We start from the raw sequence: 14,046 nt of genomic DNA, 5'->3' as shown, positions 1-14,046 counted from the left end.
ATGTTAATACTTTCTATAAAGAAATAGTATTAATTAAAATGCCGAACGCAAGGGGTTGCCGGGGAGTTCAGCCGCTCGAAAACTATGCTGATACTTTCTAGCAAGAATCAGTATAAAACAGAGAATCTTTTTCCGGCCGCCGCGGACGCTCCTCAAACGAACGCCGCACGTTTCCGTTCCGCTCGGTTCCGGCGGAAAAAACGCGGGGCATGAGCAGCCCAGGGGGCTTTTATCCGGAACAGGCGAGGGATACGGAGAGATACGGAGACAGCATGGGGAGAGGCAAACGAAGAACGTTTGCCTCTCCCTTTTTGCAGGATCTTCGCCGAACGCAAAAATCCCGCGAACCGATGAAACGGGGTTCGCGGGATTTTGTCCGGTTACTCGGAAAAGCTAGAAGTTTTCGGCGATGTACTTGTAAGCGGACATGCCGGCTTCGGCGCCGTCGGCAGCGGCGGTGATGACCTGGCGCAGGGGCGTGTCGCGCACGTCGCCGGCGACGAGGATGCCGGGGACGCTGGTTTCCATGTTGCTGTTGGCCACGACCCAGCCGCCCTTTTCGGTGCATTTGACGAGATCCTTGACAAGTTCGTTGTTGGGCTCGGTGCCGACGAACATGAAGACGAACTCGACGGGCAGGTCGCTGATCTCGCCGGTCTTGACGTTCTTCAGCACGACCTTCTGCACGAAGTCGCCGTCGCCCTCGATGGACTCGACGACCGAACTGTAGACGGGCTGGACCTTGGGGTTCTTGAGCATGCGCTCGACGGCCATCTCGTCGGCGCGGAACTGGTCGCGGCGATGGATGATGTAGACTTTATTGGCGAATTGAGTCAGGTAGCAGCCCTCTTCGACGGCCGTGTTGCCGCCGCCGACCACGGCCACGTCGACGCCTTCGGTGAAAGCAGCGTCGCAGGTCGCGCAGTAGCTCACGCCTTTGCCGGTGTATTCGGCTTCGCCGGGGCAGCCCAGCTTGCGGAACTCGGCGCCGGTCGCCACGATGACGACCTTGGCCTTGTAATCGCCCTTGCTGGTGCTAACGACCTTGAACTTGCCGTCTTCCTTGATGCTGTTGACGGTGCAGTCGACCATCTCGGCGTTGAAAGCCTTGGCGTGCTCGACGAACATCTTGCCGATCTCGGGGCCGCTGCTGTGCTTGATGGCGGGGTAGTTCTCGATCTCTTCGGTGCGGTTGATCGCGCCGCCCCAGTTGCCCCGCTCCAGCACGACCGTTTTCAGTCCGGCGCGCCGGCAGTAAACGGCCGCGGCCATTCCGGCAGGGCCTCCGCCAATAATGACAACATCTCTTTCTTCCATCTAAAATCTTCCTCTCTGCACGGAGATCTCCGCTGACGAACAGCGGGTGTAAACAAGAAACATATTCGAGATTATATCAAACTCAAGAAAATTTTCATTGCGGCAAAACATCGGCAAATCGCCACCCGATCACTCTATCACAACCAGCGATATCGCGCAAGAGAACCGTTTCACGAAAAGCCTTCGGCGCGAGCGCGCGCAGCGCTTCCGTCTGCGCGCCGCCGCCGTACTCGACGCAAAAAAAGCCGCCCCGGCGCAGCACGCGCGCGCAAAGCTCAAAAAGCCGGCGGTACGGCTCCAGCCCGTCGGGACCGCCGTCGAGGGCCAGCCGCGGTTCGTACTGCGACACTTCGGGCATCAAACGTTCTATTTCGCCGGAAGGGACGTAGGGGGGATTGGACACCACGAGCGAGACTTCGCAGGCGGGAATGTCTTCGGGCGTCTCGCTGGCGATCAGGCGGGCGCGAGGAGAGAAGCCGAATTTTTCCAGATTGCGGCGCGCGCAGTTCAGGCTGGCGGGATTTTTTTCCACCATCAGCGCCCGGGCCGCGGGGAATCGGTTCAGCAGCGCCACGGCGATGCATCCGGTCCCCGTGCCCCAGTCGAGAAAGGCGCCGCCGTCGAAGTTTTCCGCCGCGCATTCCACCAGCAGTTCCGTCTCGGGGCGCGGCACGAGGCAGCCCGCTTCGACGAGCAGCGAAAGTCCGTCGAAATCGCAACAGCCCAGGATGTATTGCAGCGGTTCGCGCTTCTTGCGCCGCGCGCAGGCCGAAAGCGCCGCTTCCGCCACGGAGGCGGGGACGGCGTCGGGAAGGCGGGAGTGGACCCAGGCGCGGTCTTTGCCGGCACAATGCGCCAAAATCAGCTCGGCTTCGAGGCGCGGCGAATCCAGATCCTTCAGCTCGGCGGCCAAAAGCGCGCGCAGCGCGCCCAGCGTGCCGGGCTTATACGCCATCGAGAGCTTCGAGCTTGGCGGCCTGTTCGGCCATGACGAGCGCTTTGATCATCTCGTAAAGGTCGCCGTCCATCATGTATTCGAGCTTGTAGAGCGTCAGGCCGATGCGGTGGTCGGTGACGCGGTTCTGCGGATAGTTGTAGGTGCGGATGCGCTCGGAGCGGTCGCCGGAGCCGATCATGCCCTTGCGCTCGGCCGATTCGGCGCTGCGCTGCTTCTCCACCTCGGCGTCGTAGAGGCGGGTCTTGAGCACTTGCAGGGCCTTGGCGCGGTTTTTGATCTGCGAGCGCTCGTCCTGGCAGGTGACGACCAGCCCGGTGGGCAGATGGGTGATGCGCACGGCCGAGTCGGTCATGTTGACGTGCTGGCCGCCGGCGCCGCTGGAACGGTACGTATCGATCTTCAGATCTTCGGGACGGATCTCGATGTCGATGTCGTCGGCGACGGGCATGACGACGACGGTCGCCGCCGAGGTGTGGATGCGTCCGCCCGCTTCGGTGGCGGGGACGCGCTGCACGCGGTGCACGCCGCTCTCGTACTTGAGCTGGCTGTACACGCCGCGACCGTGGATCTGCAGCACGATCTCCTTATAGCCGCCGACTTCGGTCTCGTTCTCGTCGACGATCTCGAGCTTCCAGCCCTCGCGCTCGGCGTAGCGCGAGTACATGCGGAACAGGTCGGCCGCGAACAGACTGGCTTCGTCGCCGCCGGTGCCGGCGCGGATCTCCATGATGACGTCTTTCTCGTCGTTGGGATCCTTGGGCAGCAGGGCGACGCGCAGCTGCTCCTCGATCTTGCCGAGCAGCGGCTCTTTTTCTTCCAGCTCCATCTTGGCCAGTTCCGCCAGCTCGTGGTCGCCGCCGCCGACCAGCTCTTTGGCCTCGGCGATCTCATCCCGGACCTGCCGGTAGCGGCGGTAGTCGCCGACGACTTCCTCCAGTTCGGAATGTTTCCTGCCGAGGTTCTGCATCTCTTTGATGTCGGAGACGACGGCGGGGTCGGCCATCTTTTTTTCAAGTTCGGCGTAAATCGCTTCCAGTTCGCGCAGTTTTGGTTCAAGGTTCATCGGACGGCCTCCGTGCGGTCAGAATCGAATTTCAAATCGAGAGCTTCTTCGAGGGAGCGGATGCCCACTTCCACCTGATCGGGCCCCGGCTCTCTCGTCGTCAGATACTGGAGCGACATGGCCGGAGCCATGACGAACCGCCCGGCGCGCCCCAAACGCGACATGGCGCGGATAAATTCGTAGGATACGCCGACGACCACGGGAATCAGGCAGATGCGCGAGCCGACGCGCCAGACGACGCCTCCGGGCCCGGCCAGGGAGAAGACGACGATGCTGACGATCACGACGATGAGCAGAAACGACGTGCCGCAGCGGGGGTGCAGGCGCGAACAGCGGCACACCGACTCCACCGTCATGGGGCGGCGGGACTCGTAGGCATTGATGGTCTTGTGTTCGGCGCCGTGGTAGGCAAGCACGCGGGCCATGTCCTTCCACAGGCCGATCATGCCCAGATAGGCGACAAACACTCCTCCGCGCACGCAGCCTTCGATCAGATGGCCGCTCCAGGCCGACAGGCCCGCGGCGCGGCGGATCCAGTCGGCGGCGTAGACGGGCAGCACGATGAACAGGCCGATCACCATGACGGCCGCGACCAGGCCGGTCAAGAATACGTCGCGGGGCGTCATCTCGTCGTCCTCGCCGAGGGAAATGCCGGCGGACTTGGACAGCGCCTTGAAGCCTTCGCGCAGCATCTCGATCATGTTGAGGAAACCGCGCACGACGGGAATTTTGCCCCATCCCGTCTTGTTCCAGTTTTTGGCGGGCCAGTGCTCGGTGACGATCTCGCCGTCGGCGCGGCGCACCGCCAGTCCCCAGCGGGTGTAGCCCTTCATGAGCACGCCTTCGATGACGGCCTGGCCGCCGACGGGCATGGGCGCGGGGCCCCCGCCTTCCGTTTCCGCGGCGAGAGCCGCCAGCGAGGCGGTCAGCGCCGCGAAAAACTTTTTCAGCGAAGAAAAAATCACTTTGGCGAAACTCCTTTGAAAACGCCCTCCAGCCACGGCTCCCGCTCCACCAGAAGCTCGGCCATGCGGCGCACCATCTCGCGCACTTCCCACTGCGCGCCGGAGACGAGCACGCGCTTTTCGTAGACGTCGAGCAGCGAGCGCAGGTTCAGCGTGGTGACGAAATTGGTGCAGATGCCGCCGGGCAGCGCGAAGCGCGCGTCTTCCATGGGGACGCCGGCGGCGATCAGTTCGTCGTAACTCCTCTGAGCGTCGGCCATGGCGGCCTGATAGGCGGACAACTTGTCAGGCGCGGCGGCGATCGAAGGCGGCGTGACGTACTCGAACGTCTGTCCGCGCTTTTCCGTGCCTTCGGAGACGTAGCGCTGGCTCTGCACCGACAGAGACACGCCGATGCGGTGGCGGCTGTACTGCGCCAGCAGCGTGCGCGACGCGCCGGCCACGGCGTACGTCACGGAGCAGTGCTCCAGCGTGCTGAGATGGCGGGCTTTCAGCAGGAAGTCCACCAGCTTGAGCATTTTGCTCTCGCTCTCGTCCAGATCGAAGAGCTCCTGCGGCGCCATGGCGCTGTGGCAGGTGCGCCCCGCCGTCCAGATCGTGCGCAGGAAATCGGGCGTCTTGTTGATAATTCTGATCTCCATCGTTCAAAACCTCCTTTGAACGCCGGGCGCGGAAGAAGCGCTCGAAAAACGCCCGGCATATTTATGCGGCGACGCCCCGGCGGGGCGCACAACACGGCTGAAAAAAGACGGGGCACAGGCCCCGTCTTTTTAGTCCGAACTTTCTTCTCTCTGACCGTAGTTCATGCCGGCGTACTTCTTGTTGAACTTCTCGAGGCGGCCGGCTTCGGAAACGACGCGGCTCTTCTTGCCCGTGAAGAAGGGATGGCAGGCCGAGCACACGCCGACCTTGATCTCCGGGACCGTGGCGCGGGTCGCGAAATGGTTGCCGCAGGCACAAGTCACCTGACATTCGACGTAATTGGGATGAATATCCTTTTTCATACTTTGTGCACCTCCTAGCGTACAAAGATCTTCCATTTACATTGGTAGAATGTAACACAACTTGCGCCATCGCGCAAGAGCCGCAAAGCGAAAAATCTTCCGCGCGCCGAAGGCCGGGATAAATCACAGGTGCATGACGCCGACGCCGACGCGCCCGTGATGGGCGACGGCATGGAAGGCCGCATCGCCGGCAACGGCCACGGCGAGCCACTGAGCATTGCGCACGATGGCGATCTTGGCGCCGATACTCATTTCAAGCAGGCCGCCGGGAATGAACACGTTGAACGCTTCCTGCGCCGCGTGCATGAGCGCGTGCATTTCCGCGGTGCTCTTGCACACCACGCCGCTGTTCAGCGCCGCGCCAACCAAAGCGCGGCTGGCCTTCACGGCAAGCTCGCCGGAAATGCCGCCCACTTCGGTGGCAACGCCGCACCAGCCGCAGGCGCTCAGCGCCTCCTTGATGCGGCGTTCTTCGCCGATCCCTTCCGAAAGCGCCAGATAAAGCGCCGCTTTGGCGATGTCGCCCGTATCGTTGATGCGCATGCGCACTGTCACGTCGCAGAGAGGGGGCTCCGGCGCGACGGGAGCCGTTTTATTCTCCGCTGCGCCGCCTCGCCATTCCGCTCCGGCTTCGGCAGCCTGGAGACCGACTTCGCCGTCGGCACTGGGCGCCGCCTTTTCGCCGGCCGCCATGCCGGCATCCGCAGAAAAGGCGACGGGCTCTTTTTCGTCAGGCAGCTTCTTTCTCGTAAAAATTTCGCTTCAGTTCATCCACACCCACCCTCTTTCCTTTCTCTCGAAAAAACACCTCCGCCTCTTTTTCCCATCGCAGATCCGCGCGCCGCTCCCGGCGGAACGCTATTCGGACTTGAACTCTCTTTCAAAAGACTGGCCGGAACTCATCAGCACGCCGACCATCTTCAGCTGATCGACGTTGTCGCAGATGATCTTGATGATGCCGGCGATCGGCATGGAGAGCAGCGCCCCCGCCACGCCCCAGAGCCAGCCCCAGAGCAGCAGCGAAACCAGGATCATGACCGGGCTGAGATTCATGCTGTCGCCCATCACCTTGGGCGTGATGATGTTGCCGATCGTCACCTGCACCGCCAGGATCACGCCGATCGTCATAAAGACCTGCGGCGGAATGCCGAACACAGCGCTGGCCGCCGCGGGGTAAAACTGTACGATCGAAATCAGGATCGGCGGGACCGAAGCGACGATTGAGCCGACCGTGGGAATGAAGTTCAGGAAAAACGCCAGCACGCCCCACGTCGGCGCGAAATCGACGCCGATCCAGCTCAGCCCCAGCCAGATCAGGATCCCCGTCGCGCCGCTGATCAGCGTCATCACCGAAAGGAAACGGCCGATCTGCGTCGAGATCGAATCGAGAATGTTCATGACCTGAGCGCTCTTCTGCGGGAACGCCTTGCGCATTTTATACTCCACGTAGGGACTGCCGAAGAGGATGAACATCAGAAAGACGATCACCATCACCGTCTTGGACAGGATCGTCACGATCGAACCCGACAGCGCGATGATGTAGGAGCGCAGGGCTCCCCCCCAATCCACGCCCCGCAGATAGGTGGCGGTGATGTTGTATTTGGCCGAGAATTGGTTCCAGATGGCGACGAGCTGTTCGTAATAGTTCATGAACTTGTCGGCCGAACCGGCGAACAGCTGGCTCAGGAAACTGCCCGCCTGCGACGTGATGTACAGCAGCAGCGCCAGCAGCAGAAACGTGGTTATTTCGACCGGTACCTTCAGGCGCGTCATGAAACGCACGCCCGGCGCCATCATATATGAAATGATCCAGGCGATCACCAGAGGCAGAAAGACGTTTTGCGCCGCCTGAAGCACGACCCCCACGGCAATCACGGTCAGTACGGCGACACACCCCGTTAGGATTTTGAGATCTTTCAACTTTCGCACCCCTTCTCAGAAAATAAAAATCCCCGATCTTTTTCATATTATATCCATATTCGCTCATAAAAAAAAGGACGCCTTCACAAAAAAGGCGTTCTTTTTTAGGTTTCGAATATTTCTCCGACCGTCGAGAGGCGTTTAGTCCTCCGTGAAAACGGTCTGCTCGGTCACGGGAGTCTGCAGGGCCTTGAGGGCGCGGGTGACCAGGCGGTAACGGAGCGCGAACTCCTCCTCGGGCTTCAGCGCGGGGTTGCCGAGCGGGTGAGGAATGGCGACCGTGGGGATCAGACGGTTGGCGCCGACGCTCAGGGAGATCGGCACGATCGTCAGCATGTGAACCACGGGGACGTTGGCGTTTTCCTCAATAGCTTTGACCATCGTTGCACCGCAACGAGTGCAGGTGCCTCAGGTGGAGGTGAGGATAACGGCGTCAACTTTGCCGTGCAGCTTCTTGCCGATTTCGGTGCCGAAGCGCTTGGCGTTGGCGACGCCGGTGCCGTTGCCGACGGTGGCGTAGAAATAATCGTAGAGCTTGCCGATCTTGTGTTCCTTCTCCAGCTTGCGCATCACGTCGACGGGCAGGACACGGTCGGGATCCTGATTGGCATAGGTCTGATCGTAGCCGCCGTGAGCGGTCTGATATTCGCCCTCTTTCAGGTCATCGACGCCGGCGATGCTGTACTCGCCGTAGTTCTGGGCGCTGGAGGCGGCGATGTGGTCGGGGTTGCCGAAGGGCACGATGCCGCCAGAAGTGACCAGCGCGATCGTGGCCTTGGTGACGTCCTTGAGGGCCGGCCGGGGCTCGACGCGGTCGAACACGGGCATGGCGTACTCAGTCTCGAACGCCTCGCCCTTGAGTTTGCTGATCAGCATCTTCACGGCGCGCTCGGCGCCGACTTCGTCGTAGAACTTGTTGACGCGCACGCCGCGCTCGATGTAGCCCTCTTCCTTGGGCGTGCCGAGCTTTTCGCCCTTCATCTGGCGCAGGATGATGCTGGCCATGGCGGGCACGGCCTTGCCCAGACCGCGGGCGCTGTCGGCGGCGCTGACGATGTAGGTGTACTTCTTGTACAGATCGACGCCGGGGTTCTCGACGTACATGGCGGAAACGGTGGGAATACCCAGCTTCTCGCCCACGGCCTTGCAGACGGCGCCGCAGGCGGTGCCGTAACGGCCGGCGTTGAAGGCGGGGCCGGCGACAAAGCCGTCGGCGTTGTACTTCTTCACGGCCTCGACCACGAAGTCGGAAGCGGCATCCATGTTTTCGGCGAAATAGGAGTCGCCGCAGATGATGGTGGCGACGATTTCGGCCTCGCCCTTGAAAGCGTTCTTCAGAGCCATACCGGGGCCGACGACGCCTTCGCGCACTTCGGGCGCGATGTCGGCCTTTTCTTCTCCGCCGATGCCGGCGAAGAACTGGTTGATATAATGAACTACTTTATAAGTCATAAGTTCCCCTCCTTAAGAGTCTGTCCCTGGCAAAAGGGATCGCGCGTCTTGGCCGCGAACTAGATCGTGTAAGCGCCCAGTTTGGTGAAACCGACTTCACTGGTGGCGCCGGTGATGATCTGGATCTCGGCGAAGATGCTGCCGTCTTCCTTCAGCGAGCCGAAGAAACCGCCCGCCATGACGTCGGCGAACTGGGTGTCGCCGATGATTCTGTCCATCGGAGGCAGGGTGATGGTGGCATTGGCGTTGCCGGCGGTGACGCAGGCGTTGCCCTCGGGGCAGGTGTCGGCCAGAGACTGGGAGGCGCCGTCGCGGTTGGCGTACTCGTCGGTGACGAGGACCGTCTTGATGCCCTTGCGCTCGCACTTCCAGCAGTTCATGACCAGGTCGGCGTCGGGATTGCCGAAGCCTTCCTCGGAGATGACGGCCGCGTCGGCGCCAAGAGTCTGGGCCAGCTTGACGGCGTAGGAGCTGCTGCGCTTCTTGTCGGCCAGCGTCACGTTCTCGTTGGTGATGACGACGCCGATGAAGTTCAGATCCTTGCCGTGGTGCTCGTAAAGGCTCTTGATGATGGGGTTGTTCAGATGCACGTAGGTGCTGTTCTTGTCGCAGGCGGACACACAGTTGCCGGAGCAGATGGCGCCGTCCATGACTTCGGTGGCGTTGATCACCGAGGGGATGATCTTCTTGGCGTCGACGCCGTAGACGTAGGTGTCGTGAAGCAGGCCCTGGGTCTGCAGCATGTAGATGTAGACGACCTTGGGAAGCTCGGGATAGGCGGCCAGGGCGTCCTTGTAGCAGGGAGCCTCATAGCTCTCGACCTTGTCGGCCGTGAATCCGGCCTTCTTGATCTGCTGGGCGATGAAGACGGCGGCCTTCAGGCCGGCCATGCGGCAGCTCGTCTCACGGTTGTGGTTCTCGAGCCCCTCGACGGGGTTCAGGACCAGAACGATGTTCTTGGTCTTGGAGAACGGCGTGAATTCGGCGCCGGGGCCGGACATGTCGACGATGCCCTCCTGCGGGGCGATGAGGCGGCCGGTGGTGACCACGGCGGCGCCGTCGAGGACCAGCGTGGAACCTTCGCCGACGGTGTCGACGTCGCCGATCATGCCGGGGAACACCTCGTTGGTCCCCTCGATCTTGCAGCGGGGTTCGACGACGTCCTTCACGGGCATGATGCGGGTCTTCTCGCCCGGATGGGCCAGTTCCACATCGACGCTGGCGAGACGATCGTCATCCATCAGATGGTCGATGATGGCCTTCTTGTTGATGGTGAGCACCCCGCCTTTGACGGAGAATTCCTCCCCAAACGCGATCTTGTCAATCTTTACCTTATGGAGTTCAAGCTTCAAGATAACTCCTCCCTTCTAAATGTTACCCATGCCCCTCCTCGGGGCACTGATGCCGGAAAATCCGGCGGCGCGCGGTACCTGTATCGTTTAGATCATGGCCAGAAGGGATTCCACGCTCTGCCCAGCGGAGGGAACCGCTCCGTGCCCGGATAAAACGCTAGTGGATCAGATTGCTCTTGAGAAGCGTCTCCTTCATCAGCTCGAAGTCGATCTCGGAACAGTCCGCAGCCATCCGGGGCGGCGTCTGCGCCGGCGTCAGCGGCTGGGGATCGTTCGCGTAGACGAGCCCGGCCTCTTCGATCAGACCCAGGCCGTATTCGTCGAAACCCGCGTTTTCGTCTTTTTTGAGCAACAGCGTGCGGAACGGCTGCTGGTGCGGACGGAAGTTGCCGTACAGAGGATGGTTTTGCAGGGCCCATCCTTTGTGGATCAGGTCGCGCCCGGCCGCGATGACGTCTTTTCCGGCGCCGGCGACGAACCGCACGGGCAAATCGGCGCGGTCTTCATAGCGCGGATTGTTCGTAAGCAAAATAAAGCGACAGGGCATCACGCTCACCTCTTTGGTGGTCATGAGTCTCTGTCGTACGATTTGCACGTATATTCAGAGCGGCGTCCGCTCGGGATCCTTTGTGCCTGAGAGTTTCCGCAATGAAAAAACGTTTTGCGTTGCCCCTTCGGCGTCCGCCCCTCATAAAACGAGGCGGAATCTCTCTCCCGAATTTCTCTCGCCATGTTCATTTTACAACCAACGAGAAAAAGATCAAGTTTTTTACGATCGATCAGTAATGTTTTTTATGAAAGAGGAGCCGATCTAAAAGTACGAGGAATACACTAAAACCGCAAAAAGGCAAATTTATTTTGTGCAATTTAAACAAACGTCTCGAAAGAGAAAATCTTCTTGCGGCATTCTGTCACAACATAAAGATTTACGACCTTTATTTTTCATTCAAAAATACAAGCTCATCCACGAAAAAAATCCCCGCAGCGGAAACTCCATCCGCGCCGATTTCCGGTCCCCGCCAACGCAAAAGCCCGCGCGTTTTCCCGCGCGGGCTCCTTTTCGTTGGTCAAGGTTATTCGCAGAGCTTCTTGACGTTCTCTTCGATCTGCTCGATGGTGACCGTGTCACCGCTGAGACGGGCCACTTCGGCGCCGTCCTTGAAGAACAGGAACGAAGGGAGGCTCATGACCTTGAGGGCCATGGCGACGCGGCGGCCGCCGGCGATGTTGACCTTGCACAGATCGACCTTGTCGGCATATTTCTCGGCGAGAGCTTCGACGCTGGGCATCAGGGCAAGGCAATGAGTGCACTTGGGGCCCCAGAAATCCATAAACATGGGTTTGTTTTTGCTGGCTTCGATTGCCGCTTCATACGTCTCTTTCGTAAGTTCGACTGCCATAGTAAATCCACTCCTTGAAAGGTGTTTTTGTCCGCGCAGTTCATGCGGCCTTTACCGTCTCATTTTAACGCCAGAATCGGCTACGTCAATGACGCAAAATGAACAATATATAAACGTCTCAAAGTTCAAACATGCAACAAATTGGAAAAACGTTTCGGACGGGACGCGGCTGCCGTGCGGCGAAAACGTTTCGCCGTTGTATAATTGACGAAGAGTCTCAGAAAAAGGGGGGCGGACAGATGTGTCTCGCAGTGCCTCACAGAATTGAAGAACTTTGCGGCGACGGCAGCGCGATCGCTTCGGCCGGCCCGATCCGCCGTTCGATCCGCGTCGACCTGCTGGACGCGCCGGCCGTTGGGGATCTCGTGCTGGTGCACGCCGGTTTCGCCATCGAAAAAGTCGACGAACGCGACGGCGCCGAACTGGAAGCGCTCTGGGCCGAAATTCGGGAAGGCGCCGGCGATGCAGGGCAGCTTCCTTTCTAGCGCCGCGCGGACGCTGGCGGAACTGGCCCGGCGCACGGGCCCGGTCAGGCTGATGGAAGTCTGCGGCACTCACACGGTGTCGATCTTCCGCAGCGGCCTGCGTTCGCTGCTGCCGGAAGACGTCGCCCTGCTTTCCGGCCCCGGCTGCCCGGTCTGCGTCACCGATCAGGCCGACGTCGACCAGGCCATCGCGGCGGCCTCGCTTCCCGGCGTGACGCTGTGCAGCTACGGCGACATGCTCCGCGTTCCCGGACGGGGCGGCTCGCTGCGCGAAGCGGCGGGCCGCGGCGGCGACGTGCGCGTCGTCATGAGCGCCATGGACGTGATCCCGCTGGCGCTGAGCGAGCCGCGGCGCGAATTCGTTTTTTTCGCCATCGGCTTCGAGACGACCACGCCGCAAACGGCCCTGCTTCTTCAAGAAGCGAAACGCCTCGGCGTCGGCAACGTTTCCGTACTGGCCGAGCATAAAAGGGTCCTTCCCGCGCTCGAGCTGCTGGCGCAGGACCCGCAGATCGGCGTGAAGGGTTTCCTGCTGCCGGGGCACGTCTCGAGCATCATCGGGCTGGAACCTTACGGGATCCTGGCCGAAAAGTACCGCGTCGCCTGCGCCGTGGGAGGCTTCGAAGGAGAGCAGATCCTGTTGGCGCTGTGCGCGCTGCTTTCGCAGATCGTAGGCGGCGAACCGCGCATCGTCAACGCCTATCCGAGCGGCGTGCGCGATCGCGGCAATCCGCGTGCCCGGGCGTTGATCGACGAATGTTTTACGCCCTGCGACAGCGTCTGGCGCGGGCTGGGGACGATCCCGCAGTCGGGGCTGAAATTGCGCGCGCCCTATGCGTGTCGCGACGCCCGCGCCAAGCTGGCGCTGCCGCCGGCCGTCAACGTTCCCATTCCCGGCTGCCGTTGCGGCGAGGTGCTGCGCGGCCGTCTCGCGCCGCCGCAGTGCGCCCTTTTTGGAAAAAACTGCACGCCGCAGGAACCCGCCGGTCCCTGCATGGTCTCGTCGGAAGGAAGCTGCGGCGCGTGGTACCGTTACGGCCGCCGGGGAGGAAGACTATGAGCGAACTGATCTCGTTGGGCGAAGGAAGCGGCGGCCGCCTTACGGCCGATCTCGTCGCCTCCGTGATAAAGAACTTCGCCGCCTGCGACGGCCAGAAAGGCGGCTGCGAAGACTGCACGTTTATAGAAGGGAATCTGGCCGTCACCACCGACGGCTTCACGGTCTCGCCGCGGTTTTTCCCCGGCGGCGACATGGGACACCTGGCCGTCTGCGGCGCCACGAACGACCTGGCGGTGCGCGGCGTCAGGCCGCAGTGGCTGACGCTGGGCATGATCATCGAGGAAGGGCTGCCGCGCGCGGAATTGCTGCGCCTCGTTCGGAGCGCCGCCCGGCAGTGCGAAGCCCTCGGCGCGACGCTGGCGGCCGGCGACACGAAAGTGGTGCCTCGCGGCGCCTGCGAGGGCGTATTTTTCAACGTCACCGCCCTCGGCCGTGCCGTCACGCCCCGGCCGCTGGGCATGAACCGCCTGCAGCCCGGCGATGCGTTGATTCTCTCCACCCCGCCGGGCCGCCACGGCGCGGTCATCGCCGCGCTGCGCTACGGGCTCGACCGCGGCGGCCTGGAAAGCGACTGCGCCGCCCTCTGGCCCCTGCTGGGACCGCTGCTGCCGCTCGACGGCCTGCGCTGCATGCGCGACTGCACGCGCGGCGGCCTCGGCACCGTGCTCTGCGAATGGGCCGAAGCCACAGGCCTCGGCATGGAGATCGAAGAGGAACGCCTCGCGCTCCATCCATCCGTCGCCGCCATCTGCGACATCCTCGGTTTCGATCCGCTCTACCTCGCCAGCGAAGGCTGCGCCCTGATCGCCTGCGCCCCGGCAGAAACGGAAATCGCGCTCGCACGGCTCCGCCGTCACCCGCTGGGGCGCGACGCCGCCCTTATCGGCGCCGTCACGGCGGAACATGCCGGACTCGTGGGGCTGAAGACCCGGCTCGGCGGCTCCCGCATCGTCGACATGCCTGTCGGCGAGATCCTGCCGCGAATCTGCTGACAGATTTCCTTCCGACGCGCGCCTTCCGACAGCGAACGGCGCGCCGGTGAACGATTTTTCACGCGCGATGTTCCACGT

General features: G+C 61.8%; 15 protein-coding genes and 1 riboswitch. Of the genes, 3 read left to right on the top strand and 12 right to left on the bottom strand.

What is annotated here, in order from left to right; translation table 11 throughout:
* Positions 1-393: 393 nt before the first annotated feature.
* The 12 genes from HMPREF7215_RS07555 to HMPREF7215_RS07495 form a co-directional block, all read right to left on the bottom strand.
* On the bottom strand, positions 394-1,317 hold the full coding sequence (locus HMPREF7215_RS07555) for an NAD(P)/FAD-dependent oxidoreductase (RefSeq protein ID WP_009165190.1): 924 nt from the start codon (positions 1,315-1,317) through the stop codon (positions 394-396).
* Positions 1,318-1,411: 94 nt separating this feature from the next.
* Complete coding sequence (gene prmC / locus HMPREF7215_RS07550) at positions 1,412-2,272, bottom strand: peptide chain release factor N(5)-glutamine methyltransferase (protein WP_009165189.1); 861 nt, start codon at positions 2,270-2,272, stop codon at positions 1,412-1,414.
* Positions 2,262-3,338 carry a peptide chain release factor 1 gene (gene prfA / locus HMPREF7215_RS07545; protein ID WP_009165188.1) on the bottom strand — a complete coding sequence of 359 codons (1,077 nt, stop codon included), beginning with the start codon at positions 3,336-3,338 and terminating at the stop codon, positions 2,262-2,264. The genes prmC and prfA overlap by 11 nt, the downstream gene beginning before the upstream one ends.
* Entirely contained in the window at positions 3,335-4,303 is a 969-nt protein-coding gene (locus HMPREF7215_RS07540) for a DUF1385 domain-containing protein (RefSeq protein ID WP_009165187.1), read from the bottom strand. The genes prfA and HMPREF7215_RS07540 overlap by 4 nt, the downstream gene beginning before the upstream one ends.
* On the bottom strand, positions 4,300-4,944 hold the full coding sequence (thyX, locus tag HMPREF7215_RS07535; protein ID WP_009165186.1) for an FAD-dependent thymidylate synthase: 645 nt from the start codon (positions 4,942-4,944) through the stop codon (positions 4,300-4,302). Before thyX ends, HMPREF7215_RS07540 begins: the two co-directional genes overlap by 4 nt.
* A 129-nt stretch (positions 4,945-5,073) precedes the next feature.
* Positions 5,074-5,307, bottom strand: a complete 234-nt coding sequence (rpmE, locus tag HMPREF7215_RS07530; RefSeq protein WP_009165185.1) for a 50S ribosomal protein L31 — start codon at positions 5,305-5,307, stop codon at positions 5,074-5,076.
* 123 nt (positions 5,308-5,430) lie between these two features.
* Complete coding sequence (locus tag HMPREF7215_RS07525; protein ID WP_009165184.1) at positions 5,431-6,000, bottom strand: HutP family protein; 570 nt, start codon at positions 5,998-6,000, stop codon at positions 5,431-5,433.
* 165 nt (positions 6,001-6,165) lie between these two features.
* Entirely contained in the window at positions 6,166-7,236 is a 1,071-nt protein-coding gene (locus HMPREF7215_RS07520) for an AI-2E family transporter (protein WP_415752559.1), read from the bottom strand.
* A gap of 132 nt (positions 7,237-7,368) precedes the next feature.
* On the bottom strand, positions 7,369-8,679 hold the full coding sequence (gene grdB / locus HMPREF7215_RS07510) for a glycine reductase complex selenoprotein B (protein WP_083798296.1): 1,311 nt from the start codon (positions 8,677-8,679) through the stop codon (positions 7,369-7,371).
* A 59-nt stretch (positions 8,680-8,738) separates the two neighbouring features.
* Positions 8,739-10,031, bottom strand: a complete 1,293-nt coding sequence (locus HMPREF7215_RS07505) for a glycine/sarcosine/betaine reductase component B subunit (RefSeq protein WP_009165180.1) — start codon at positions 10,029-10,031, stop codon at positions 8,739-8,741.
* 157 nt (positions 10,032-10,188) lie between these two features.
* Positions 10,189-10,578, bottom strand: coding sequence for a GrdX family protein (locus HMPREF7215_RS07500; RefSeq protein WP_009165178.1), 390 nt, complete (start codon positions 10,576-10,578; stop codon positions 10,189-10,191).
* A gap of 63 nt (positions 10,579-10,641) precedes the next feature.
* A riboswitch (glycine riboswitch) is annotated at positions 10,642-10,756 on the bottom strand.
* A gap of 348 nt (positions 10,757-11,104) precedes the next feature.
* A complete protein-coding gene (locus tag HMPREF7215_RS07495) occupies positions 11,105-11,431 on the bottom strand; it encodes a thioredoxin family protein (protein ID WP_009165176.1) in 327 nt (108 codons plus the stop codon).
* 239 nt (positions 11,432-11,670) lie between these two features.
* On the opposite strand from HMPREF7215_RS07495, the gene HMPREF7215_RS07490 reads away from it, so the two are divergent.
* Genes HMPREF7215_RS07490 through hypE form a run of 3 tightly spaced genes read left to right on the top strand, consistent with a single transcriptional unit; the run spans position 11,671 to position 13,968 of the window.
* The gene (locus HMPREF7215_RS07490) at positions 11,671-11,916 is read left to right on the top strand and encodes a HypC/HybG/HupF family hydrogenase formation chaperone (protein ID WP_009165174.1); all 246 of its coding nucleotides are present in this window, start codon (positions 11,671-11,673) and stop codon (positions 11,914-11,916) included.
* Positions 11,894-12,976 (top strand): hydrogenase formation protein HypD, encoded by a 1,083-nt coding sequence (gene hypD / locus HMPREF7215_RS07485; RefSeq protein WP_009165173.1) that lies wholly within the window; start codon positions 11,894-11,896, stop codon positions 12,974-12,976. The genes HMPREF7215_RS07490 and hypD overlap by 23 nt, the downstream gene beginning before the upstream one ends.
* Positions 12,973-13,968: a hydrogenase expression/formation protein HypE gene (hypE, locus tag HMPREF7215_RS07480; RefSeq protein WP_009165172.1), complete on the top strand. Its 996-nt coding sequence runs from the start codon at positions 12,973-12,975 to the stop codon at positions 13,966-13,968. The genes hypD and hypE overlap by 4 nt, the downstream gene beginning before the upstream one ends.
* Positions 13,969-14,046: the final 78 nt, after the last annotated feature.

It is taken from the genome of Pyramidobacter piscolens W5455, assembly GCF_000177335.1.
GTDB classification, from domain to species: domain Bacteria; phylum Synergistota; class Synergistia; order Synergistales; family Dethiosulfovibrionaceae; genus Pyramidobacter; species Pyramidobacter piscolens.
The sequence above is the reverse complement of the archived record's forward strand: the minus strand, read 5'-3'. Positions and strand labels throughout refer to the sequence as shown.

Coding starts and splice junctions, on each gene's coding strand:
- HMPREF7215_RS07555 (WP_009165190.1), bottom strand. CDS start 1,317: ATGGAAGAAAGAGATGTTGTCATTATTGGCGGAGGCCCTGCCGGAATG.
- hypE (WP_009165172.1), top strand. CDS start 12,973: ATGAGCGAACTGATCTCGTTGGGCGAAGGAAGCGGCGGCCGCCTTACG.
- HMPREF7215_RS07490 (WP_009165174.1), top strand. CDS start 11,671: ATGTGTCTCGCAGTGCCTCACAGAATTGAAGAACTTTGCGGCGACGGC.
- hypD (WP_009165173.1), top strand. CDS start 11,894: ATGCAGGGCAGCTTCCTTTCTAGCGCCGCGCGGACGCTGGCGGAACTG.
- HMPREF7215_RS07525 (WP_009165184.1), bottom strand. CDS start 6,000: ATGGCGGCCGGCGAAAAGGCGGCGCCCAGTGCCGACGGCGAAGTCGGT.
- HMPREF7215_RS07495 (WP_009165176.1), bottom strand. CDS start 11,431: ATGGCAGTCGAACTTACGAAAGAGACGTATGAAGCGGCAATCGAAGCC.
- HMPREF7215_RS07500 (WP_009165178.1), bottom strand. CDS start 10,578: ATGCCCTGTCGCTTTATTTTGCTTACGAACAATCCGCGCTATGAAGAC.
- prmC (WP_009165189.1), bottom strand. CDS start 2,272: ATGGCGTATAAGCCCGGCACGCTGGGCGCGCTGCGCGCGCTTTTGGCC.
- prfA (WP_009165188.1), bottom strand. CDS start 3,338: ATGAACCTTGAACCAAAACTGCGCGAACTGGAAGCGATTTACGCCGAA.
- rpmE (WP_009165185.1), bottom strand. CDS start 5,307: ATGAAAAAGGATATTCATCCCAATTACGTCGAATGTCAGGTGACTTGT.
- thyX (WP_009165186.1), bottom strand. CDS start 4,944: ATGGAGATCAGAATTATCAACAAGACGCCCGATTTCCTGCGCACGATC.